This is a genomic window from Thalassospira lucentensis (genome assembly GCF_050516545.1).
GTDB classification, from domain to species: Bacteria; Pseudomonadota; Alphaproteobacteria; order Rhodospirillales; family Thalassospiraceae; genus Thalassospira; species Thalassospira lucentensis_C.
This window is the reverse complement of the sequence record NZ_CP191544.1, coordinates 3,153,478-3,175,036: the sequence shown is the minus strand read 5'-3', so window position 1 is coordinate 3,175,036 and position 21,559 is coordinate 3,153,478. Positions and strand designations below refer to the sequence as shown.

General features: G+C 53.3%; 21 protein-coding genes and 1 tRNA gene. 10 read left to right on the top strand and 12 right to left on the bottom strand.

Annotation, left to right across the window (positions count from 1 at the left end; all coding sequences use genetic code 11):
• Positions 1–10: 10 nt before the first annotated feature.
• Positions 11–409, bottom strand: a complete 399-nt coding sequence (locus ACQ0MK_RS14450; protein ID WP_430473217.1) for a winged helix-turn-helix transcriptional regulator — start codon at positions 407–409, stop codon at positions 11–13.
• Positions 410–531: 122 nt separating this feature from the next.
• Between ACQ0MK_RS14450 and ACQ0MK_RS14445 the strand changes: the two genes are divergently transcribed.
• Complete coding sequence (locus ACQ0MK_RS14445; protein WP_430473216.1) at positions 532–1,617, top strand: NAD(P)H-dependent flavin oxidoreductase; 1,086 nt, start codon at positions 532–534, stop codon at positions 1,615–1,617.
• Positions 1,618–1,654: 37 nt separating this feature from the next.
• Positions 1,655–2,263 carry a glutathione transferase GstA gene (gstA, locus tag ACQ0MK_RS14440; RefSeq protein WP_430473215.1) on the top strand — a complete coding sequence of 203 codons (609 nt, stop codon included), beginning with the start codon at positions 1,655–1,657 and terminating at the stop codon, positions 2,261–2,263.
• Between the two features lie 120 nt (positions 2,264–2,383).
• Here gstA and ACQ0MK_RS14435 read toward each other — a convergent pair whose 3' ends face one another.
• Positions 2,384–2,572, bottom strand: a complete 189-nt coding sequence (locus ACQ0MK_RS14435; protein ID WP_350042875.1) for a hypothetical protein — start codon at positions 2,570–2,572, stop codon at positions 2,384–2,386.
• A gap of 484 nt (positions 2,573–3,056) precedes the next feature.
• Here ACQ0MK_RS14435 and rpmB point away from each other — a divergent pair, with 484 nt between their 5' ends.
• Both rpmB and ACQ0MK_RS14425 read left to right on the top strand, forming a co-directional pair.
• Positions 3,057–3,350, top strand: coding sequence for a 50S ribosomal protein L28 (gene rpmB / locus ACQ0MK_RS14430; RefSeq protein WP_350042876.1), 294 nt, complete (start codon positions 3,057–3,059; stop codon positions 3,348–3,350).
• Positions 3,351–3,725: 375 nt separating this feature from the next.
• A complete protein-coding gene (locus ACQ0MK_RS14425; RefSeq protein WP_430473214.1) occupies positions 3,726–4,292 on the top strand; it encodes an HNH endonuclease in 567 nt (188 codons plus the stop codon).
• 78 nt (positions 4,293–4,370) lie between these two features.
• Here ACQ0MK_RS14425 and ACQ0MK_RS14420 read toward each other — a convergent pair whose 3' ends face one another.
• The 4 genes from ACQ0MK_RS14420 to ACQ0MK_RS14405 form a co-directional block, all read right to left on the bottom strand.
• Positions 4,371–6,548: a TonB-dependent siderophore receptor gene (locus tag ACQ0MK_RS14420; RefSeq protein ID WP_430473213.1), complete on the bottom strand. Its 2,178-nt coding sequence runs from the start codon at positions 6,546–6,548 to the stop codon at positions 4,371–4,373.
• A gap of 148 nt (positions 6,549–6,696) precedes the next feature.
• Positions 6,697–7,584 (bottom strand): helix-turn-helix domain-containing protein, encoded by an 888-nt coding sequence (locus ACQ0MK_RS14415; protein ID WP_430473212.1) that lies wholly within the window; start codon positions 7,582–7,584, stop codon positions 6,697–6,699.
• Between the two features lie 257 nt (positions 7,585–7,841).
• Positions 7,842–8,354 (bottom strand): disulfide bond formation protein B, encoded by a 513-nt coding sequence (locus tag ACQ0MK_RS14410; RefSeq protein ID WP_430473211.1) that lies wholly within the window; start codon positions 8,352–8,354, stop codon positions 7,842–7,844.
• A gap of 43 nt (positions 8,355–8,397) precedes the next feature.
• Positions 8,398–8,985, bottom strand: coding sequence for a YqaA family protein (locus tag ACQ0MK_RS14405; protein ID WP_430473210.1), 588 nt, complete (start codon positions 8,983–8,985; stop codon positions 8,398–8,400).
• Positions 8,986–9,201: 216 nt separating this feature from the next.
• Here ACQ0MK_RS14405 and ACQ0MK_RS14400 point away from each other — a divergent pair.
• A tRNA-Leu gene (locus ACQ0MK_RS14400) sits at positions 9,202–9,287 on the top strand.
• 325 nt (positions 9,288–9,612) lie between these two features.
• Here the strand turns inward: ACQ0MK_RS14400 and ACQ0MK_RS14395 are convergent.
• A complete protein-coding gene (locus ACQ0MK_RS14395) occupies positions 9,613–10,308 on the bottom strand; it encodes a GntR family transcriptional regulator (protein WP_430473209.1) in 696 nt (231 codons plus the stop codon).
• Positions 10,309–10,485: 177 nt separating this feature from the next.
• Here ACQ0MK_RS14395 and ACQ0MK_RS14390 point away from each other — a divergent pair, with 177 nt between their 5' ends.
• From ACQ0MK_RS14390 to ACQ0MK_RS14370, 5 genes are all read left to right on the top strand, one after another.
• Positions 10,486–11,523: a C-terminal binding protein gene (locus ACQ0MK_RS14390; protein WP_430473208.1), complete on the top strand. Its 1,038-nt coding sequence runs from the start codon at positions 10,486–10,488 to the stop codon at positions 11,521–11,523.
• Positions 11,524–11,611: 88 nt separating this feature from the next.
• On the top strand, positions 11,612–12,628 hold the full coding sequence (locus ACQ0MK_RS14385) for a TRAP transporter substrate-binding protein (RefSeq protein WP_430473207.1): 1,017 nt from the start codon (positions 11,612–11,614) through the stop codon (positions 12,626–12,628).
• 76 nt (positions 12,629–12,704) lie between these two features.
• Complete coding sequence (locus ACQ0MK_RS14380) at positions 12,705–13,304, top strand: TRAP transporter small permease subunit (RefSeq protein ID WP_430473206.1); 600 nt, start codon at positions 12,705–12,707, stop codon at positions 13,302–13,304.
• Positions 13,297–14,625 (top strand): TRAP transporter large permease, encoded by a 1,329-nt coding sequence (locus ACQ0MK_RS14375; protein ID WP_430473205.1) that lies wholly within the window; start codon positions 13,297–13,299, stop codon positions 14,623–14,625. The genes ACQ0MK_RS14380 and ACQ0MK_RS14375 overlap by 8 nt, the downstream gene beginning before the upstream one ends.
• 188 nt (positions 14,626–14,813) lie before the next feature.
• On the top strand, positions 14,814–15,659 hold the full coding sequence (locus ACQ0MK_RS14370; RefSeq protein ID WP_430473204.1) for a fumarylacetoacetate hydrolase family protein: 846 nt from the start codon (positions 14,814–14,816) through the stop codon (positions 15,657–15,659).
• Positions 15,660–15,767: 108 nt separating this feature from the next.
• Here ACQ0MK_RS14370 and ACQ0MK_RS14365 read toward each other — a convergent pair whose 3' ends face one another.
• From ACQ0MK_RS14365 to hutG, 5 genes are all read right to left on the bottom strand, one after another.
• Positions 15,768–17,315, bottom strand: coding sequence for a TRAP transporter large permease (locus ACQ0MK_RS14365; protein WP_430476032.1), 1,548 nt, complete (start codon positions 17,313–17,315; stop codon positions 15,768–15,770).
• 2 nt (positions 17,316–17,317) lie between these two features.
• The gene (locus tag ACQ0MK_RS14360; RefSeq protein ID WP_430473203.1) at positions 17,318–17,839 is read right to left on the bottom strand and encodes a TRAP transporter small permease subunit; all 522 of its coding nucleotides are present in this window, start codon (positions 17,837–17,839) and stop codon (positions 17,318–17,320) included.
• A 63-nt stretch (positions 17,840–17,902) separates the two neighbouring features.
• Complete coding sequence (locus tag ACQ0MK_RS14355; RefSeq protein ID WP_350043527.1) at positions 17,903–18,997, bottom strand: TRAP transporter substrate-binding protein; 1,095 nt, start codon at positions 18,995–18,997, stop codon at positions 17,903–17,905.
• Between the two features lie 74 nt (positions 18,998–19,071).
• Positions 19,072–20,757 carry a urocanate hydratase gene (gene hutU, locus ACQ0MK_RS14350; protein ID WP_430473202.1) on the bottom strand — a complete coding sequence of 562 codons (1,686 nt, stop codon included), beginning with the start codon at positions 20,755–20,757 and terminating at the stop codon, positions 19,072–19,074.
• Positions 20,754–21,557: an N-formylglutamate deformylase gene (hutG, locus tag ACQ0MK_RS14345; protein WP_430473201.1), complete on the bottom strand. Its 804-nt coding sequence runs from the start codon at positions 21,555–21,557 to the stop codon at positions 20,754–20,756. Before hutG ends, hutU begins: the two co-directional genes overlap by 4 nt.
• Positions 21,558–21,559: the final 2 nt, after the last annotated feature.

Below are 21,559 nucleotides of genomic sequence, written 5' to 3'. Positions count from 1 at the left end.
AAGCGAACAGTCAAACGGGGTGCGCGGTCATGTCATGAGATAAGGCGGCGGCAACCGGGCTTTCGGCCTTGCGCCGTTTGAGCCGTTTACTGACATCAATGATTGCTTCAAGGATCGGGATCAGCTCACGCCCCAGATCACTTAAGGCATATTCCACCGATGGTGGCGATGTTGGCATGACGGTCCGCACGACGACGCCCTTTTGTTCAAGATCGCGCAAACGTGTGCTGAGCATCTTGGCCGATATGCCCGGAAGATCGAGTTTAAGCTCGTTAAAGCGGCGTGCCCCGCCACTCAGATACCAGATCACCCCCGGTGTCCATGCCCCTTCAATCAATGGCAGGCACTCTGCAAGCGGGCAGTTGTCGGGGGGCTGGTTGGATTTATTTTTCCGGACTTTTAAGGGCACCGTTCGCTCACATGGTTACTGTTTGGTAATCTCAAAGTGCAGGTTACCTAAAGTTACTACCTATTCAAAGGTAATTTTATGCGTTTAAGTCTCCTCAATCGTTCCTAACGAAGGAGACAACAATGCATATGACATCAAATGTCACGGGCATACTTGGAATTGATCTACCCATCATTCAGGGGCCGTTTGGCGGTGGCATTTCCACCCCCGAACTGGTGAGCGCGGTATCGAACCGTGGCGGGATGGGATCATTCGGGGCGCATATCGTGGCCCCGGATAAAATGGCCGAACTGACCAATAATCTGCGAAGCCTTACAGACGGGGCTTTTGCCCTTAATTTGTGGGTGTCGGATCATGACCCGGGAGGCGAGGTTATTGGTGTGGAAGAATTCGAACGCGTTTCCGGGATCTTTGCACCTTACTATCACGAACTTGGTGTTGATCTGCCGACAATGCCAGATCGCTATCACGAACGGTTCGAAGATCAGGTCGAGGCCTTGATAGAAGCAAAGCCGCCTGCCTTTAGCTTCGTGTTTGGTGTGCCGTCAAAAGCCGTGATCGCCAAATGCAAACAGCAAAACATCATTACCATCGGCACGGCGACGAACGTTGCCGAGGGCGAGGCACTTGATGCTGCGGGTGTGGATTTGATCGTCGCAACCGGATTTGAAGCCGGTGGGCACCGGGTGTCTTTCCTGAAACGGGCAGAAGACAGCCTGATCGGGACTTTGGCTCTTGTGCCTTTGATTGCCGATCGTGTCAGCGTGCCGGTGATTGCAGCAGGCGGGATTTCCGATGCGCGCGGGGTAATGGCCGCGTTGCATTTGGGGGCCGGCGCTGCACAGCTTGGATCGGCATTCCTTGCCTGTTCCGAATCCGGCACCAACGATCAGCATCGTCAATTGCTGCTGTCAGGCGAAATCCACGATACGGTTTTGACCCGGACCTATACCGGGCGTTTGGCGCGTGGCGTGCGCAACAAGCTGATCGATGAAATGGAAAAGCGCATTACGGAACTGCCGCCTTTCCCGGTTCAGGCTTTTTTCGTTTCAAAGATCAAGGCAGCCTGTATCGCGCAGAACCGAACTGAATTCACCTCGATCTATGCCGGTCAAGCCAGTGCCAATCTGAAACATGACAGTGTTTCAAGTCTGATGGATGCGCTTTCGTCCGGGCTTGATGCGCGTGGATATAAATCAGCGGCCTGATGGTCGAAACCTCAAAGATATTTAAGGATAAAAGACAATGAAGCTTTATTACGCAACGGGTGCTTGTTCGCTTTCTCCCCATATTGTTCTCAACGAACTTGGCAGCAGTTTTGACCTTGAAAAGGTTGATCTGGCGACCAAAAAAACGGAACACGGGGAAGATTTTGTTGCGATCAATCCCAAAGGATATGTGCCCGCCCTTATGCTTAACGATGCAACGCTCCTGACCGAAGGTGTCGCGATCATTCAGTATCTGGCCGATCAGGCGCCGGATGTGGCACTTGTGCCCAAAGCCGGAACAGTTGCACGCGGCATTTTGCAAGGGCACCTGAATTATCTTTCGGCTGAGCTGCACAAATCCTTTGGGCCGTTGTTTAATCCAAATAGTTCGGATACTGAGCGGGCACAGGCGCGTAAAAACGTTCTGGCGCGATATGACTATCTTGAAACGGTCCTATCTGCCAATGGCGACTGGTTGCTAAAGGACCGCTTCACTGTTGCCGATATCTATATGTTCGTTCTGGTGAACTGGTCAGCACATTGCGAGATTGATCTTGCGGGGCATCCCAATATTGCCAAGCATCGTGACCGCGTTCTGGCCCGCCCGGCAACGCAACAGGCCCTTAAGGCGGAAGGCTTGATCTAAGCTCTGTCTTACTGCAGGGCTGACTTTTACCCCAAATAGTTTGGGTGCATGAACATCACGAAAAACGGCCTGCACACATTCGTGGCAGGCCGTTTTGGTAACTGGATGGTGGTGCGGGAATTAGCGGCTGAAATCAAACAGGACAAGGAAGCTTACCGGGACAAGGGCCAGTGCCACATAAAGCCAGAAAGACGCGACGGACACGCCAAAATGGGCCAGAACAAAGCCGATAACATAAAGCGCAAGGCCGACCACAGCGACCAGCAGAATGCCCAAAAGTGGCAAAGATACAGTGCTATCTGATTTCATGGCCCGTCATGCTCCTGATCCGGGTTTGTTAACTCATGCTGTTAAAGATACCTATATATGTGGGCCGATGTTTTGATCCGTATCAATCAGGGGCGCGATATAACGCCTATGCGATGGGGAAATATCGACAACACAGATAGAATCGCTTGGGAAACCTGAATTTATTTGGCCGGGTTTGGCCAAAATGGGCGGAGAATCGACCGGGATACCGGTTGCCTAACGGTGAATTTAGCTGTGAAACCGGCCTTTGATATTGTCGCGCAGGTTTGAAAAGTCGTGGATTTCGTGCGGTTGAGTTGGGTAAAATACGATCCATACCGCGGATTAATGCAAAAACACCTCTGATAAGCGCTTTTGTCGCAGATTTCGGTTGATGAAGGCTTGACGACATTGGTGAGAGGCGGTAATAACCCGCTTCCAAGCGCGGGCCTGCATGTTCAGGCCAAGCGTCCTTTTGCGAATTTATAGACCAGGAGATCAGGTCATGGCACGTCGCTGCCCGGTATCCGGCAAAGGCGTTTTGGTCGGCATGAATGTGAGCCACGCCCACAATCGTACCAAACGTCGTTTCCTCCCGAACCTGCAGCCGACTTCGCTGCTTAGCGAGTCGCTCGGTCGTTCGGTGCGTCTGCGTCTGACCACCAATGCTGTCCGCACCATCGAAAAACGTGGTGGTCTGGATGCGTTTTTGCTCAGCACGACAAATGCAAAGCTTCCGGCTGATTTGGTGAAAATCAAACGCCAGGTTGCCAAAGCTGTTGAAGCAAAAGCTGCCTAATTCAGGCTTCTGCTTTACAGACAGATTTTACGAGGGCTCGCTTCTGGCGGGCCCTTCGTTTTTCTGACGATATTTGGTTTGGCATCAAACCGCGGAAATAGCTGCACCATCCTAGATGGGCGGCTTTTTTTTGTGCTTTGCGACATGCGCTATGTATAGGCGCTCTATGGGTTATAGTGACCAAGGGTCGGCAAAACGCGACTCGCCGGAACACGGGCTTTGCGCTTTTGCGAAATTGGTCTATACTTTTCTCTATCAGTGGTTTAGTCGCCGGGGCGTCTGGTTTGGTGAAACGTCATGATATGTTCATCACACGCGATTCACGGACCTGCTAAATAAGGCAAGCGACTCGGTAAACACGGTGGAGCGGATGGTATGCATTTATCGCCCAATGTGTGTCCTGCACTTGTTCTTAACGCCGACTTCCGGCCGTTGAGCTACTTCCCGCTGTCCCTATGGTGCTGGCAGGATACGCTCAAGGCGGTCTTTTTGGATCGCGTCAACGTGCTTTCGGAATATGACCGCGAAGTCCATTCACCATCCTTTACGATGAAGCTGCCCAGCGTCATATCGCTTAAGGAATATGTTCCGCTTAAAAGCAGCCCGGCCTTCACACGTTTTAACGTCTTTTTGCGCGATCAGTTTTCCTGTCAATATTGTGGCGACCGGTTGCCGACCAACGAGCTGACCTTTGATCATGTCATCCCGCGTGCGCGCGGTGGGCGGACCAATTGGGAAAACATCGTTACGGCCTGTTCTGAGTGCAACCTGTTCAAAGGCTGCCGATCGGTCCGCGAGGCGGGCCTGCGATTGCGCAGGACGCCGGGACAGCCCACGATGCACGAACTCCAGACATCAGGACGCCGTTTCCCGCCAAACTATCTTCACGAAAGTTGGCGGGATTTTTTGTATTGGGATACGGAACTGGATTACGACTTCTAAAGTCGATGTTTGTAGAAAAAAGCACTGCCGCAAAAGGGCAGTGCTTTTTCTGTGAAGCTCTCAAACGCGCTAAGCCAATTACCAGCGGTATTTGACCATGGCAAGGATGGTGCGGCCTTGGCCGTAGTAACAAGCGTTTGAGCCCGAGCATGTCGCGACCCAACGTTCATCGGCAAGGTTGGTGGCGTTCAGTGCCAGCAGATAGCTGTCAATTTCATAGTGAATGCCAGCATCAAACAGTGTTGCTGATGGAACTTGGAAGCTGTTTGACTGATCGCCATACTGCTTACCCAGATAACGAACACCACCATTAAAGCCAAAGCCCTTCATGGTGCCGGTTTGAAGGGTGTAATCAGCCCAAAGCGATGCCGTATGTTCCGGGACGCCAACCGGTGCGTTCCCCTTATAGCCGTCATTGTCCTTGGTTACCTCAGCATCGTTAAAGCTGTATGCGACTTTACTGGTAAGACCTGCAATTGGCTCGACGGTTGCTTCGAGTTCGATGCCGCGGGAGCGGACTTCTCCGGTTTGAACTTTGCGTGCGCTGTCATCGGGATCGGTGGTGGTGACATTCTGACGGCGCAAGTCATATAGGGCTGCGGTGAACAGGCCGTTAAACTCAAGCGGTTCATATTTTGCACCGATTTCGTACTGTTGCCCGGTTTCCGGTTCGAAGTTCTGGCCGCTTTGGCTTGCCACCGGGGTAAAGGATTCCGAATAACTGAGATAAGGTACAAGACCAAATTCGGTTTTATAGACGACACCAGCCTGCCCCGAAAATGCATGGTCGTTGGTGCTGCTTTCGGCACCATTGCTCGCATTGTTATATTTCTTTTCATCCGACCAGTCCTGACGCCCGCCAAGGGTCAGTGTCCAATGATCATCGAAATCAATCTGGTCCTGAGCATAAAGGCCAAGCTGACGCAGGGTAATATCGTCATCATACCAGGTTGTCAGGGCGTTAATGGTTCCACCATAAGACGGGTTATAGACATTCAAGTCGGACGCCGTGCCATAGGCGGCATAGCGGTCGTAAATGTTATGCTGATAGTCAACACCGGTCAGCAATGTGTGGCCGATGCTTGCGGTGTCAAACCGGGTTTCAAGCTGGTTGTCGATCGTGATCGTGTGGGCATTCTGATCTGTGCGCAGCGTGTTGCGTTTCAATGTGCCTGCATTTACGTCGGACCAACCGTTTCCATAAACGGTTTTGTAATCAACATCGACGAACGCATATCGCGCGTTCTGACGGAATGTGAGATCGTTATTAATGTCATGGCTGAATTCATAGCCAACGGATGTCTGGACGCGTTCATAGCCTTCAAACGCGGGCTCGCCGGTAAATACATCTACCGGAATTGCACCATTCGGTGCGTCATAGATCGAGCCAACCGTTGGCAACCAGTTATTGCCAGAGCCAGTTTTGTCATGCTGGTAATGGGTCAGGATGGTCAGTGACGTATCATCGTTCTGCCATTTGACGGATGGTGCAATGTAAACCCGGTCATCATCAACCATGTTGGTTTGAGTGCTCGAATCCTGCACCAGACCGGTCAGGCGATATAGAACGCTGCCATCTTCGATCAGTTTACCGCCAACATCAAAAGCGCCCTGTTTGTGATCGAAGTTTCCGGCCTGAAGCGCAACTTCATTGACCATGTCTTCATGTGGGCGTTTCGTCACAACATTGACCAAACCACCCGGGGCATTCTGCCCATACATCACGGACGTTGGGCCGCGCAGCAGTTCGACACGTTCCGCACCATATGCTTCCTGACGGAAAGACGCATATCCTGAAGAACGAAGCTGTAAGCCATCCCGGTAAAGACCGACATCCTGTTGGGCAAAGCCACGGACCTTGAACCAGTCATACCGTGTGTCATAGCCAAACTGATCGGGCTGAATGCCTGCTGAGTATTTAAGCGCGTCCATAACGGTCTGAGCCTGACGAAGTTCGATTTCGTCCTTGCCAACCACAGACATCGAACGCGGTGTTTCGACAATCGGGGTATCGGTTTTTGTCGCGGTGCCGCTTTGGGTCGCAACAAAGCCTTGAACCGGTGAGGTGGCGGTTTCGAATTGCTGATCCGCCTCGATCATGATGGCCGGTGTTTCGGTCGCTTCGGTGTTTTCTGCTTCGGTCGCTGTCGCATCATCATTTGATTGCGCCAACGCAAAATTAGGGGCAGCAAAAATCAATGCGACCGCAGTGCCACGCAAAAGTCGTGAAGACAGTGTCTGTCCTGTAAAACGCATTTGGGATTCCCTGTGTCGGTTGTCTGTGATGACGACCTGCTTGGCGGGAACCGGCTGGCCATCTTTCATGATGGGCATTCGATACCACGTTCGGGAGGCGGGAATATTGAACCGGATTTGTCCGTATTGAACGGATTTTGGTTTAATTTCAGGCCAGTTGTTCTTTGCGCCATGCGCCAGGTGTCGTGCCAACGATGCGCCGGAAGACACGGGTCAAATGGGCCTGATCAGCAAAACCGGTTCGAAGGGCAACAGATGCCAACGGTGCGCTGTTGTCTTTAAGCATGTCTTTTGCGCGTTCTACCCGTGCCTTCATTTGCCATTTTTGCGGTGGCATGCCTGTTGATTCACGAAAGGCCGAGCAGAAATAGGACTGTGACAGCCCGGTCAGTTGGGCCAGCTCATCAAGCCGGATGGTTCGACCGCAATTCTGTTCAATGTAATCGACAGATTTACGCAAATGGTGCGGGGCCAGTTTGCCGCGCTTGCGTTGGGGCTCGTCAATTTGGTTTGGTTGGAACAATGCCGATGTCAGGGCCGTGATAAGCCCTTCGCCGTATTGTTGAGGATCAGGGAAGTCACTTTTAAGGTTCTCAGCCAGCAACCGGGTGATCGTCATAATACGCGGGTCGCAAAACCCGATACGCGGTGTTTCCAGTATGGTTCGGTCGATTGTGCTGCCCAAGCTATTCTCAAGGGCGTTTACATCAAGATGAAGATCAAGATGGCGTAAGCGACATTTGCCGATAAATTCCGAAGAGATCTCCATTCCGGCAGGAATATAGTAAAGGCAGCCTTGCTTTTGATAACGTGTGCCGATGTTGTGACGCGTTGTGCGGACCTGTGCTTCTGTATTGCCGATGCATTCCAGGATCGATACGAGAAGCGGGGCGCGCGATACATATGTGCCGCCAGCTTCTTCTTCACACTCGACATGCCAAAGATCGGTAATGGCTGCGTCCCAACGACGGAAACGCAGATCATCAAGAAGGGAAATGCCTTTGATGCTACTGGTCATCTGGGGATGGAACGTCATGTCGGTCAATCCTGATCATGTCCTTTGTCGCGGGTGGTGTGGGCTGTTGTATCGGCGGAGAATCCGTGGCCAAATATAACCGGGATTATTTTGCAAACAATAACAATTCTCATTATCATGTGAATAATTGTGTATTTACTGAAGATATATTCGCGTAAAAAGAGATGTCAGACACAAAGAAACCCGTCTGACGTGTCAGACGGGTTTGCTGAGGGGGATTCCTACAACCACTTTTCGGAATTCTTATCGCGCGGGGATCAGGCTTGTTTCTTGATCCAGCGCGATGGTGCGATCAGGCAGAATACGGTTAAGGCCGCAGAGAAGAAGACATTGACCGTTGGCATTGTGATGCCAAACAGTTTCCAGTCGATTTTATCGCAGCGAATAATCGGTTGGGCGAGGAGTTGCGCTTTAAGCTCGGCCAGCGATCCTGCACCACTTTGAACCCCACCACACATGGCCGGTCCCTGCCACCAGAGTTCCTGTACACCAACATGATAGATCGCAATGCCCGTTCCGACGGCGAAAACGACAGCGCAAAGATAAACAATCGCGCGCACAGCCGCCGGAAAACGAATCAGGAGCAGGGCAAGAACGGACAGGCCCGCGACAGTGTAAAATGGCGTGCGCTGATACAGACACAAAATGCAGGGCAGCAGTTTTTGGACATGTTGGGCATATAGGGCAAAGCCTATACTGCCGGTTGAAACCAACAACAGAATGATCGGTGCCAAGGCAGGGGCGAAACGGGGGCGCAGCAGTTTGAACATCACAAGGTCCGTATGTCGTCTTCCATTAAATATATGCATCGGGTCAACCATGCGGGATCAGTTTGATCGTCGCAAACCCACCGACAAGAACCACAATAAATATGGTGAAAACGAGGCCTAGGCGTTTTTCGATAAAATCACGGATGACCGGCCCAAATTTCCAGATCAGGGCCGCAATGATAAAGAACCGCAAACCACGGGCAAGGATGGAGGCGAGTGTAAAGACCGTTGGATCAAGGGCGGTAACCCCCGAAAGGATCGTGATGACCTTGTATGGGAACGGCGTGATACCGGCGATAAACACCGCCCATGCGCCCCATTCGTTATAATAGTCACGGAACTGATCAAACTTCGCCCCATAGCCATAAAGCTGAAGAACAGGTTGCCCGACCGTTTCAAACAGGAAATACCCGATGCCATATCCAATCAGGCCGCCCAGAACGGAACCCACCAGACATATCAGCGCATAGCGCCATGCCTTGGTCGGGGCGGCAATGATCATGGGGATCAAAAGGATATCAGGTGGAATCGGAAAGACCGAGCTTTCAATTGCTGCAATGAAAAACAGTGCCCAGCCGGCATGACGATGCCCGGCCAGGTTCATGGTCCAATCATAAAGACTGCGGATCACGGCAATTGCGCCCTGTATTGTTGGTAAGTGAATTGATCAGTGGCGCAAGGCCTTAAAACTGGGCAGATCAAAGCGCATTTCAGGGCTAATCGCAATGATGCAGTTGGCAATCTTAAGATTGATCACATTTTTGTATAAACCCCCATTGACCCCGCGAAATTTACAGCTATTATCCCGCCCGTCGATGGAGGGTGTGAAAGCGCACCCAAATTGCCTGCCCCTGTGGCGGAATTGGTAGACGCGGCAGACTCAAAATCTGTTTCTCTTTGAGAGTGGGAGTTCGATTCTCCCCGGGGGCACCATCGCTTCAATCCTTGCTTTCAGCGATTTAATAATCGCGCCAAAAAATCTCATTCCGGATTTTCAAAGCGGCCCATTCCGTAAACGTGTTTCGGAATGCTGGGCGCAACCGCGTTTTGCGGCTTAGTCGTTAAAGCCGACCTTCGGGCTTGGGCTGACGAAGCCCGCAACAGGGTGAAAAGCGATCAGGCCCTATGAGGACAGGAGCAGTACGGCTTCCTATGCCAGCGAAGTCCATTGGAAAGATTGCAGAAATCAAATAGCCGCACGAATACGCTTTGTTGCAATCACTTTTATCCCGATCTCTTAAGGCCGCGCTAAAAGCGATTATGAAAGCAATTTTGTATATTCTTCATCAGAGCGTCGGCGGCTTTTGGTGCGCTGGTTGATGTTCGCAGAAGGCAGTGAGATTGATCGGTTGATCACCAGAATATGCTCTTCGAGCAAGGCCTGTGCTTCATCAAACTGGCGTTTGGCCATCAAATCGCGCATCTGGGTGTGTTCGGCAAAGGAACGCTGCCAGAAATCACCTTCGCCAGATTGCAAATGGGCACGCAGAGCTTCCAGCGCGGTGGCGGTCAGATCGTACGCTTTTTCCAGATAGCGGTTGCCGGCATGACGCAGGATCTCACGGTGATAGGCACTGTCAGCACGGCTGTAAAGCGTGAATTCCTGAACATCAATCGCGTGCTGCATTTGCACGATTGCCGCTGAAAGCCCCTGCACAAGACCGTCCGGATCACGTGCCAGCGCACTGCCGAGTGCCTCGCGTTCCAGCATCGCGCGAAAATGGCTCATCTCTTTGACTTCTTGCGGTGTGGGCGTGAAAACATATGTGCCTGCCTGCGGTACAATGCTGACCAGCCCCATATCGCGCAGATCTGTGAACGCTGCGCGCACGGGTGCTTTGCTCATGCCGAGCGCACGGGCAATCTGTTCTTCGGACAGCCGTTCGCCAAATTCAAACTTGCCCGATACAATCGCATCGCGAAGCCGTTCACAAGCCTCTTGAGTGAGCGACACGGCACTCTCCTTCGCATTTTCAGATCAGTTCCGTGGTGACACCATTTGCCATCAATCCCCTGATTTTGCTCAGCTATCAAACACCAAAAAAACAATGTTGACAAGATATTAAAATTCTAGAATTCTAGAATGACAATTTGATTAAACCTGATGCCGACGAACGCCAAAGAGGTCCTTATGTCACGCTTTCGCCTACTTACGCCCGATGCCCAGTATCCAGACGACGCGACGATTGAGCGTCGTACCTCCGGCGATCAGGTCGACTGGAACATTTTCCGGGAACGGTCGCCAGATAACATTCCGGCAGATGTGCTGGGCAAATGCGATGCGATGGTTGTGTGGCACGAAATGAAGGTCACCCGCGAGGTGATTGCAAAGCTTGATCGCTGCAAGATCATTGTTCGCGCCGGTGTCGGCTTTGACCATATCGATCTGGATGCGGCTGCCGAAGCCGGTATTCCTGTGTGCAATACGCCGGACTACGGCACAAGCGAGGTTGCCGATCATGCCATCGCGCTGATGCTGACCATGCGCCGCGGTATTGGCTCCTACCACAGAAACCTGATGGACTCACCGCGGGATGGCTTTGACCATGCCCGTGCCCCGTTGCTGGGGCGGCTCCGTGGCAAAACATTCGGCGTTGTTGGTCTTGGCCGCATTGGCATTGCCGCAGCCCTTCGGGCAAAAGCATTTGGCATGCGCGTTCTGGCCTATGATCCGCTGGTATCGCGGGGCACTGAAATTGCCGCCGGTGTTGATCGCTGTGATCGCCTTGAAGACCTACTCGGGCAAAGTGATGTCGTCAGCCTGCACTGCCCGCTCACGACTGAAAGCCACAAAATGATCAACGCTGAAAGGCTGGCCATGATGCAGCCCCATGCGATACTGATCAACACCGCGCGCGGCGCGATTATCGACATTGAAGCCCTGCTGGATGCCTTGCGAAACGGCACGATTGCCGGTGCGGGCATTGATGTGCTGCCGGTAGAGCCGCCAGCACCCGAAGACGCCATCGCGCTGGCCTATGCCAATGGCAAGGATCCGATTGTTGGCGAGCGGTTGTTCTTGACCCCCCATGCAGCGTGGTCGAGCCCTGAAAGTGTGGCCGATGCGCGCCGTCTTTCGGTTGAAACCGCGATGCAATATCTGCGTGACGGCACGTTGCGTAATCTGGTTAACGCGCCGGCGCAAACCCGTCTAAGCGGCGCTGCCTGATTTGGGCGCAGGGTAAACAAACTGATTTACGACATGGTCCAAAGGCATGGGATCGCTAAAACATGCTTTAATCAGGGAGGAAATAAATATGAAAAGAACACATATAAGCCTAGCTTTTGCGGCACTTCTGCTCAGCGGTACTGCTGCCGCTGCGCAGGAATTTGAACTTACATTCCAGTCGGTTGATCCGGCAGGTAACCCGAACTTTGCCATTCAAAAAGAGTGGACCGAACGCGTTAATAAAATGTCGGGCGGTCGCATTGCGATCGAACTTCTGCCCGTCGGCGCGGTTGTCAATTACAGCGAGACACAGGAAGCTGTCGGCTCCGGTATTCTAGATGGCCACATCACCGATGTAAGCTATTTCTCCGGTAAAGACCCGGCGTTCGGCCTTGTTGCCAACCCGATCGGCGCATGGGCTTCGCCTGATGAAATGTTCCGTTTCATCAATTACGGCGGTGGCTATGAGTTGATGAATGAACTTGAAGAGCCATACGGCCTGCATTTTGTCGGCGCGACGACAACCGGTCTTGAGGGCTTTGTTTCGGACCGTCCGCTTGACGGCGTTGCCGATCTTAAAGGCTTGAAAGTACGTGCACCGGAAGGTCTCATTCAGGAAGTGTTTGCCGCTGCGGGTGCTGTACCGGTGAACTTGCCTTATTCAGAAGTCTACACCTCGCTCGACAAGGGCGTGATTGATGCTGCTGACTCCACAGTGTTTTCAACCAACCATCAGCAGGGCCTGCATAAAGTTGGCAAACACCCTGTCTATCCGGGCTTCCACTCCATGCCGCTGGTCGAGGTATCGATGAACCTTGAGAAATGGAATGCGATGCCTGAAGACCTGCAGGAAATCATGACTGTTTCCGTGCGTGACTTTGCGCAGGACGCCGTTGCCCGGTTGTCGATGAATGATCTGATTGCGGTGGCTGAAGCAAAAGCAGATCCGTCCATCACCGTTCATAACTGGTCGGCTGAAGAACGCGCAAAATTCCGTACCATCGCAATGGCCCAGTGGTCAAAAGTTGCTGCGAGCTCAGAAAATGCGCAAAAGGTCTATGATTTGTTGACCAAGTATCTGGAATCGCAAGGTCTGTTGGACTGACACCACATATCCGGGCGCATTAATCGCGCCCGGATCCTTATCCGATCATCACTTTGCTTGAAACGATTGGCCAGCCATGCCCGTGCGCCCCGACCAAAATCCTACCGCACCAGATGTGCCGCAAACCGGCACGCCTCACCTTGAAGCCCTGTCGCAGGCCGGTTGGCTTGGACGCGCCATAACAGTCGCCGCACGTACCTTTGCGATCTGTATTCTTGCGGCCATGGCGATCCTCGTGACCGAGGTTTTCCTGCGCTATGTGTTTAACCGGCCAACCGTTTGGGCGCATGAGACAACCATATTCCTAAGTGCGCTTACCTTTATCTTTGGCGGACTTTACTGTGTTGCACGCAACACGCATATCCGTGTCGTCCTGGTTTACGATGTTGTCAGATCACCTGTGCGCCATGTGCTTGATGTTGTCATTTCAATCGCCTGTCTGGGTGCCAGCCTGTTTTTCGCATGGGCCTCGTGGCTTATGGCGAAAAAGGCGATGTTTCGCCCGGATGGCAGCTTCGCACTGGAAACCAGTGGGAGTGCCTGGAACTCCCCTGCGCCTGCAGTTTTGAAAATATTCCTGCTATGCGTGCTGGTTACCATGAGTGTTCAGTTTCTCATCCTGACTTTCAATTACGCACGCGGCACCAAAGCGCCAAAAGGGCATGACGATGTTTGATCTTCTTGATCTTGGACTGAACCTCAAGGCGCTGGGGATTGGCTGGGGAACATTGCTGATGTTCGCCCTTCTGGTCGCGCTGTTATTGACCGGAACGCCGCTTGCAATGGTGACATTGCTTGTTGCGCTGATCTTTGCGGTGGGCTGGTTCGGGCCAAGCTCGGTGCCGTTGATCACCAGCCGCGTTTACAGTTTCGTGTCATCCTTTGTCTTTGTCTCGGTGCCGATGTTTGTGCTGATGGCGGCAATTCTTGACCGTTCCGGCATTGCGCGTGACCTGTTTGACGCGATGAAACTCGTCGGTGGTCGCCTGCGCGGAGGCGTCGCGGTCCAGACGATTTTCGTGGCCGTCATTCTTGCCGCGATGAGCGGCATTATCGGCGGTGAAATTGTGCTGCTTGGCCTTGTCGCTTTGCCACAGATGCTGCGCCTTGGCTATAATAAGCGCTTGGCAATCGGCGTTGTCTGTGCCGGTGGCTCGCTCGGTACAATGGTCCCACCATCGATCGTTCTGATCATTTACGGCCTGACCGCCAATATTTCGGTCGGTGACCTTTTCACCGCAGCCTTCCTGCCGGGGTTCATGCTGGCCGGGCTCTATATCGCCTATGTTCTTCTGCGCTCCTATCTTGATCCGAACGCCGCACCGCCATCGCCTGTCGAGCGTGTCTCGTTCCGCGATAACTTGCCACTGCTGCGCGGCCTTGTATTGCCATTTTTGGTTGTTTTTACGGTTCTTGGATCGATTTATGGCGGCATTGCCTCGGTCACAGAGGCCTCGGCCATCGGCGTTGCAGGCGTGATCGTCTCGACCATTTTGCGCCGGGAATTCTCATTCCGCATGTTGCTTGATGCAGCACTGCACACACTGGCAACCGTTGGCATGATCATGTGGATCGGCATCGGCGCAAGCGCACTGGTCGGTGTTTACAATCTCATGGGCGGCATCCGCTTTATTTCGCAGCTGATTTCCGGCATTTCAGACGAGCCGATGGTGATCATCCTGTTCATGATGCTGATCCTTTTCATCCTCGGAATGTTTCTTGATTGGGTCGGCATCGCACTTTTGACCATGCCCATTTTCGTGCCGATCATTCTTCAGCTTGGCTATGATCCGGTCTGGTTTGGTGTTCTGTTTGCCATGAACATGCAGGTCTCTTTCCTGACACCGCCTTTCGGGCCCGCCGCGTTTTATCTCAAAAGCGTGACCCCGCCCGACATCTCTTTGGGCGAGATATTCAAATCCCTCACGCCGTTCATTTGCCTTCAGGTACTGGCCGTCGGCCTGCTGATCCTCTTTCCGGCAATCGCAATTTATTAGAACAGCATTTCAAGGTGCCGACATGATACGCACTTTAGATGGCAATCACGACGACATCATCAGTGGCACGGGCACCAACTGGCTTATCGGTGCGGCAAGTTCCCGGGTGGATGCCGTACGATCAACAACATGATTCTGCGCTCTGCCTAACAGCGCAACTGAAAGAACATTTTTGAAAGGACAGAACTATGAAGTTTCTCCGTCATGGACCTGTTGGGAATGAAAAGCCGGGCTGCCTCGATTCTGATGGAAACATACGCGATCTTTCCACTTTGATTGCCGATTTTACACCCGAGACGGTGACCTGCGATGAACTGTCGGCATTGGCCGATCGTGATCTATCAGCTTTGTCGATCATTGATCCCGCCACACGCATCGGCCCGTGCGTTGGTGCGGCGCGCAACTTTTATGCGGTGGGTTTGAACTATGCCCGCCATGCCCGCGAAACCAACAATCCGGAACCGAAAGAACCCGTTCTTTTTTCCAAATCAACATCAAGCATTTGCGGCCCGAACGATCCGATCATTTTGCCGCGCGGCTCTGTAAAAACAGACTGGGAAGTCGAACTTGGCATCATTATCGGCCGCCCGTGCAGCTATGTTGGTAAAGACGAGGCACTGGGTTACGTTGCCGGTTTTTGTACGATCAACGATGTCAGCGAACGCGCCTATCAGATCGAGCGCGGCGGACAATGGATCAAAGGAAAATCAGCACCGAATTTCGGTCCGATTGGCCCGTGGATTGTCACGCCTGATGAGGCCGGTGATCCCCAAAACCTGTCCTTAAACCTTTCGGTCAATGGCGAGACTGTGCAGAACAGCTCGACCGCTGACATGATTTTCTCTGTAGCTGAAATCATATCTTATATGTCGGGCTTCATGCGTCTTATGCCGGGCGATATTATTGCAACCGGAACGCCAGAAGGTGTCGGTCTTGGCCTCACACCGCCGCGCTTTTTGAGTGCCGGTGATATTGTCGAGCTATCGGTCGAGGGGCTTGGCTCACAGCGCCAGACGGTTGTGGCAAACGAATAATAACGATCTGTTTTGATAGCTGCGGCTAAAGCCAATCGCTTGATGCCTGAAACAAAAAACGCCCACGGATTTCCGGGGCGTTTTTTTGGGTCTTTTGTCTTTCGGTCCTTAGAACACTACGCTGGGTAACCAGTTGGCCAGGGATGGCCACAGCCAGATGACGAAAATGCCAAACAGCTGAAGGATGATGAACGGGACAACACCCTGATAGATCTGGCCGGTGGTGATTTCCGGTGGTGCGGCACTGCGCAGGTAAAACAGCGAGAAGCCAAATGGTGGGGTCAGGAACGATGTCTGCAGGTTGATCGCAATCAGGATTGCCAGCCATACCGGATCGTGCCCCATCATGATCAGGCCGGGCGCAATCAGCGGCAGCAGGATCACGGTGATTTCGACGAAATCAAGGAAGAAGCCCAGAACGAAAATCAGCGCCATGCAAAAGACCAGCGCACCGGTCGGGCCGCCGGGCATGGATTCCAGAATTTCGGCCACATGGTCTTCACCGCCCAGTCCGATAAACACCAGTGAGAACATGCTGGCTGTCAGAATGGTGGCGAAAATCATCGAACTGACTGTCATGGTCGAGGTCAGGGCAGATTTCAGAATATCGGTCTTCCATGCCTGACGCAGGCACGCAAGGATGGTAATGATCCCGATCACCGCAAGCACTACATAGCCCGCACCGAGCACATAATCCAAACCGGTCAGATCATTGCGTTGGAACCGCACAGGTGCGACACCGGCCATCACCGCCAAAATCAAAAGGGCGATGGTTCCGATCAAAACCAGATTGCGGTTGGCCCCTTGACGGACACCTGCCATCAGCATAGCACCAATTGCGCCAACGGATGCGGCCTCGGTCGGGGTAGCGACCCCGCCCAGAATGGCACCCAGAACCGCAAAGATCAAAAGAACCGGTGGTAAAACTGCACGGGCAACTTCACTCATGCTTGGACGACCATCATCGCTTTTGACTGGCGGCATATCATCGGGAAGGAACACCCCGCGCAGCAGGATATAAAGGATATAGATCGCAACCAGTGTCAGACCCGGGATCAGTGCACCGGCAAAAATCTGCCCGACCGAAATGGTTTCAATCGTGAACTTTCCCTGTTCATACTGGGCCTGCTGATAAGCCGATGACATCACATCCGAAAGAATGATCAGAAGCGTCGAGGGCGGAATAATCTGCCCCAACGTACCCGCCGTGCAAACAAGTCCAGATGCCAGTTTCGGGTTATACCCCGTGCGCAACATCGTCGGCAGGGCAATCATCCCCATGGCAATCACCGTGGCCCCGACAATCCCGGTAGAGGCGGCGAGTAACGCACCGACCAGCACGACCGAAATACCCAGACCCCCGCGCAACTGCCCGAACAGACGCCCCATGGTATGAAGCAAATCTTCGGCAATGCTTGATCGTTCCAGGATCACACCCATGATGACAAACAACGGAATGGCAATCAGGACGTTATTGGTCAGCGTACCAAACACGCGCTGCCCGAAGGCACCCATCAGGCCGATATTCATCGTATCGGTGACCCAGCCGATATAGCCGAAAATCACCGCAATCCCGGCAATTGAAAACGACACCGGAAAACCCAAAAGGATGCAGCCCATCAGGGCGGCAAACATCAAAAAATCAAGATATTCCAACATCAGCTTTGCGCACCCCGTTCTTCAACGCTACTGCGCAAGGTAATGATTTGTCTGAGCAAACAGGCAAGGGACTGAATAATCAAAAGAATGCAAAAGGCCGGGATCAGGGACTTCAAAAGCCAGACGGCGGGAATGCCGCCAACCGAAATCGCGCCTTCCATCATCGAGATGGAATTAATCACGGATGGCCAGGTCCAATAAAGCAGGGCCGCCATCGAAGGGATCGCCAGAACCAGATAGCCAAACGTATCTATCCGCGCCTTGGTCTTGTCGGTGGCCGCCGCATAAAAAATGTCCACCCGGACATGCCGATCAACCAAAAGCGTATAACCCGCACCAAGCATGAAAAGCCCGGAATGCAGGTAAAGAACACTTTCATTGAGCGCGATTGAACTGAAACCGAAAACATAGCGCAGCAACACCACGGTAAACTGCAAAAGAACCATGATCAGTGCAAACCAGCGCACCGTCATGCCGGTCCAGTGATTGACCAGATCAAGCCGATCAGCAAGGCGTTCCATGATTTTCCCCAAGGCGAAAAACAACCGGCGCAGGGAATGTCCCTGCGCCGGATATCATTTTTATCAGAAGCCAAGCACTTTGGCGCGTGCATTCATCTGACCGTTATCGGCATAGGTCATGTAACCACCGATCAGGTCGCGATAGGATACAAAGCTTTCTGCAACCTTGCGGGTCAGGGCATCGTCGCTTTCGCGCAACTCTGCAATGACTTCCGCACCGGCTTTGCCCATGGCGTCAATCACGTCTTCTGGCAGCATACGGACTTTAACGTCCTGTTCTGCAACCAGTTTCTGCAACGCCATCGCATGTTTGGTCTCATACTCGGTCCAGACTTCGTTATAAAGACTGTCACAGGCAAATTTGACCACGGCTTTCAGATCATCGGGAAGATCGGCATATGCCTTGGCATTAACCGCACATTCTTCTGCCGATGAAGGTTCGCCAACACCCGGCCAGTAGTAGTTTTTGGCAACCTGATAGAAACCAAGTGCACTGTCACTCCAAGGACCGATGAACTCACCGGCATCAAGTGCACCGGACTGCAGGGCCTGGAACATGTCGCGACCACCCATGGCTTGAACCGCCATACCGAGTTTCGAACACATTTCAGAAGCCAGACCGGTGGTGCGGAATTTCAGACCTTTAAGGTCTTCTGCCGATTTGATTTCATCACGGAACCAACCTGCCCACTGCGGGCCGGAATTGCCGCAAAGGAACGGTTTCAGGCCGAACTGGCCATACATTTCATCATACAGTTCCTGACCGCCACCATGGGCAAGCCAGCCAACCTGTTCATCCGCACGCAGGCCAAACGGCTGCGAACCGAACAGAAGAATGCCCTTGGATTTTGAACCCCAATAGGCCGGAACCGCGTGATACAGCTCGGCGGTACCTTCGGCAACGGCGTCAAAAACACCCGGTCCCGGAACCAGTTCGCCAGCAGCATGAAGTTTGACTTCAATGCGGCCGCCCGAAAGCGTTGTAATACGATCAGCCAGTTTCTGGGCAGCAACACCCGGTCCAGGCAGGTTTTTCGGCCATGCGGTAACCATGTTCCACTGGCGTTTGTCCTGTGCGATGGCAGGGGTGGCAAAGGTCGCAGCGGCCGCTGCACCAACACCAGCCACACCGGCTGTCAGAAAATCACGTCTCTTCATGTTAAGAAGCCTCCTTGATTAAACCCTGATCAGGTTGAGAAGGGACAAAAAGCCCCCGCTTTTACGTATCGAAGTTATTTGCCGAGAATACCGGGCAGGTTCAGCCCGTTTTCCCGTGCGCAATTCAGTGCGATGTCATAACCGGCATCAGCGTGACGCATCACACCGGTTGCCGGATCGTTCCAAAGGACGCGTTCGACCCTCCGCGCGGCATCTTCTGTGCCGTCACAACAAATCACCATGCCGGAATGCTGCGAGAAGCCCATTCCGACACCGCCGCCATGATGCAGCGAGACCCACGTGGCCCCCGATGCAGTATTAAGCAGCGCATTAAGCAGCGGCCAGTCACTGACCGCATCCGAGCCATCTTTCATGGACTCAGTCTCGCGGTTCGGGCTTGCGACCGAACCACTATCAAGATGGTCACGACCGATCACCACCGGGGCTTTCAGTTCACCATTCTTGACCATTTCGTTAAATGCCATGCCCAGACGGTGGCGTTGACCCAGACCGACCCAGCAAATACGCGCCGGAAGCCCCTGGAAGGAAATGCGCTCGCGCGCCATGTCCAGCCAGTTATGCAGGTGCGGATCATCGGGGATCAGTTCTTTGACCTTCTGGTCGGTCTTATAGATGTCCTCGGGATCACCCGACAGGGCTGCCCAGCGGAACGGGCCAATACCCTTGCAGAACAGCGGGCGGATATAGGCCGGCACAAAACCCGGGAAAGCGAATGCGTTCTCGAAGCCTTCTTCAAGCGCGATCTGACGGATGTTGTTGCCATAATCGACGGTGGGGACACCGGCATCATGGAAGGCAACCATTGCTTCGACCTGAACGCGCATGGACGCACGGGCGGCCTTTTCGACGGCCTTGGGATCGGATTCCTGTTTTGCACGCCATTCGGCAACCGTCCAACCCTGCGGCAGATACCCGTGAACCGGGTCATGGGCGGATGTCTGATCCGTGACAATGTCCGGGCGGACACCGCGCTTAACCAGTTCCGGGAACACATCGGCCGCATTGCCAATCAGGGCAACCGATTTTGCCTCGCCCGCCTTGGTCCAGCGTTCGATCATCTCCAAGGCTTCATCCAGCGAATGGGTTTTTGCATCGACATACCGGGTGCGCAGGCGGAAATCGGCACGGGTTTCGTCACATTCGACCGCAAGGCAACACGCCCCGGCCATGACCGCTGCCAATGGCTGTGCGCCACCCATGCCGCCCAAACCACCGGTCAGAATCCATTTGCCCTTAAGGCTGCCGCCATAATGCTGACGGCCAGCTTCGACAAAGGTTTCATAGGTGCCCTGAACGATGCCCTGGGACCCGATATAAATCCACGACCCGGCCGTCATCTGGCCATACATCGCCAGACCTTTTTTATCGAGCTCGTTAAAATGATCCCAGTTGGCCCAGTGCGGCACCAGATTGGAGTTCGCGATCAAAACGCGCGGTGCATCCTTATGGGTCTGAAACACGCCCACCGGCTTGCCCGACTGCACCAGAAGCGTCTGGTCATCTTCGAGTTCTTTCAGGCTGGCAACGATCTGGTCGAAATCCTTCCAGGTACGTGCCGCGCGCCCAATGCCGCCATAGACCACAAGTTCATGCGGGTTCTCGGCAACGTCCGGATGCAGGTTATTCATCAGCATGCGCATCGGAGCTTCAGTCAGCCAGCTTTTCGCGGTGATGTCCGTTCCCGTTGCCGGGTAAACGTCGCGCTGATTGTGACGCGGGTTATTGCTCTGATTGGTCATGATTTGCCTCTTAGTGCTGGGGCCAATGCGGCCAAAGTCTTCAAGATTTCCGAAAGATGTGTGCGCAGCTTTGCCGCGCGCGTCTCGTCATAATTCCAAGGTGCAGCTTCGGCCGAAAGATAGGCCGATTGCGCGATTTCCATCTGGATTGCGTGCTGATTGATCTCTGGACGGCCATAATGGCGCGTCGTCCAACCGCCTTTGAAACGGCCGTTCAATACGGCTGTATATCCTTCGGCCTGCGAACAGATATCGGCGGTCAGCGTTTCAATCGTATGGTCGCATGTCGTGCCAAGATTGGTCCCGATATTGAAATCGGGAAGTGTGCCATCGAACAAAAACGGGATGTGTGAGCGGATCGAATGGCAATCATACAAGATCGCCACACCATGCTTGGCCCGCACCCGTTCAAGCTCCGCCCAAAGGGCCGCGTGATAAGGCGCGTGAAACTGTTTGGCACGATCCGCAATATCGTCTTCGGTCGGGGCAACGTCCCAGATATTTTCACCATCAAAATCGGTCAGCGGTACCAAGGTTGTGGTGTTTTGACCGGGATAAAGACTGACACCCGCCGGATCACGGTTGGCATCGATCACGTAACGATGAAACGTCGCACGCACCGTGGTCGCGCCGTCTAACAACCCGTCATAAAGGGTATGGATGTGCCAATCCGTATCGGCCAGTTCGCGGCCGCGATCATTCAGCTTGGCGGCAATGTCCTCTGGAACGTAAGTTCCTGTATGGGGCAGGCCCAAAACAATCGGGCTATCACCGCGATGGATTTCTACGGGGGTGGTCATGG

Coding starts and splice junctions, on each gene's coding strand:
- rpmB (WP_350042876.1), top strand. CDS start 3,057: ATGGCACGTCGCTGCCCGGTATCCGGCAAAGGCGTTTTGGTCGGCATG.
- ACQ0MK_RS14370 (WP_430473204.1), top strand. CDS start 14,814: ATGAAGTTTCTCCGTCATGGACCTGTTGGGAATGAAAAGCCGGGCTGC.
- ACQ0MK_RS14355 (WP_350043527.1), bottom strand. CDS start 18,997: ATGAAGAGACGTGATTTTCTGACAGCCGGTGTGGCTGGTGTTGGTGCA.
- gstA (WP_430473215.1), top strand. CDS start 1,655: ATGAAGCTTTATTACGCAACGGGTGCTTGTTCGCTTTCTCCCCATATT.
- hutG (WP_430473201.1), bottom strand. CDS start 21,557: ATGACCACCCCCGTAGAAATCCATCGCGGTGATAGCCCGATTGTTTTG.
- ACQ0MK_RS14445 (WP_430473216.1), top strand. CDS start 532: ATGCATATGACATCAAATGTCACGGGCATACTTGGAATTGATCTACCC.
- ACQ0MK_RS14420 (WP_430473213.1), bottom strand. CDS start 6,548: ATGCGTTTTACAGGACAGACACTGTCTTCACGACTTTTGCGTGGCACT.
- ACQ0MK_RS14360 (WP_430473203.1), bottom strand. CDS start 17,839: ATGGAACGCCTTGCTGATCGGCTTGATCTGGTCAATCACTGGACCGGC.
- ACQ0MK_RS14415 (WP_430473212.1), bottom strand. CDS start 7,584: ATGACGTTCCATCCCCAGATGACCAGTAGCATCAAAGGCATTTCCCTT.
- ACQ0MK_RS14410 (WP_430473211.1), bottom strand. CDS start 8,354: ATGTTCAAACTGCTGCGCCCCCGTTTCGCCCCTGCCTTGGCACCGATC.
- ACQ0MK_RS14435 (WP_350042875.1), bottom strand. CDS start 2,572: ATGAAATCAGATAGCACTGTATCTTTGCCACTTTTGGGCATTCTGCTG.
- hutU (WP_430473202.1), bottom strand. CDS start 20,757: ATGACCAATCAGAGCAATAACCCGCGTCACAATCAGCGCGACGTTTAC.
- ACQ0MK_RS14425 (WP_430473214.1), top strand. CDS start 3,726: ATGCATTTATCGCCCAATGTGTGTCCTGCACTTGTTCTTAACGCCGAC.
- ACQ0MK_RS14390 (WP_430473208.1), top strand. CDS start 10,486: ATGTCACGCTTTCGCCTACTTACGCCCGATGCCCAGTATCCAGACGAC.
- ACQ0MK_RS14375 (WP_430473205.1), top strand. CDS start 13,297: ATGTTTGATCTTCTTGATCTTGGACTGAACCTCAAGGCGCTGGGGATT.
- ACQ0MK_RS14380 (WP_430473206.1), top strand. CDS start 12,705: ATGCCCGTGCGCCCCGACCAAAATCCTACCGCACCAGATGTGCCGCAA.
- ACQ0MK_RS14385 (WP_430473207.1), top strand. CDS start 11,612: ATGAAAAGAACACATATAAGCCTAGCTTTTGCGGCACTTCTGCTCAGC.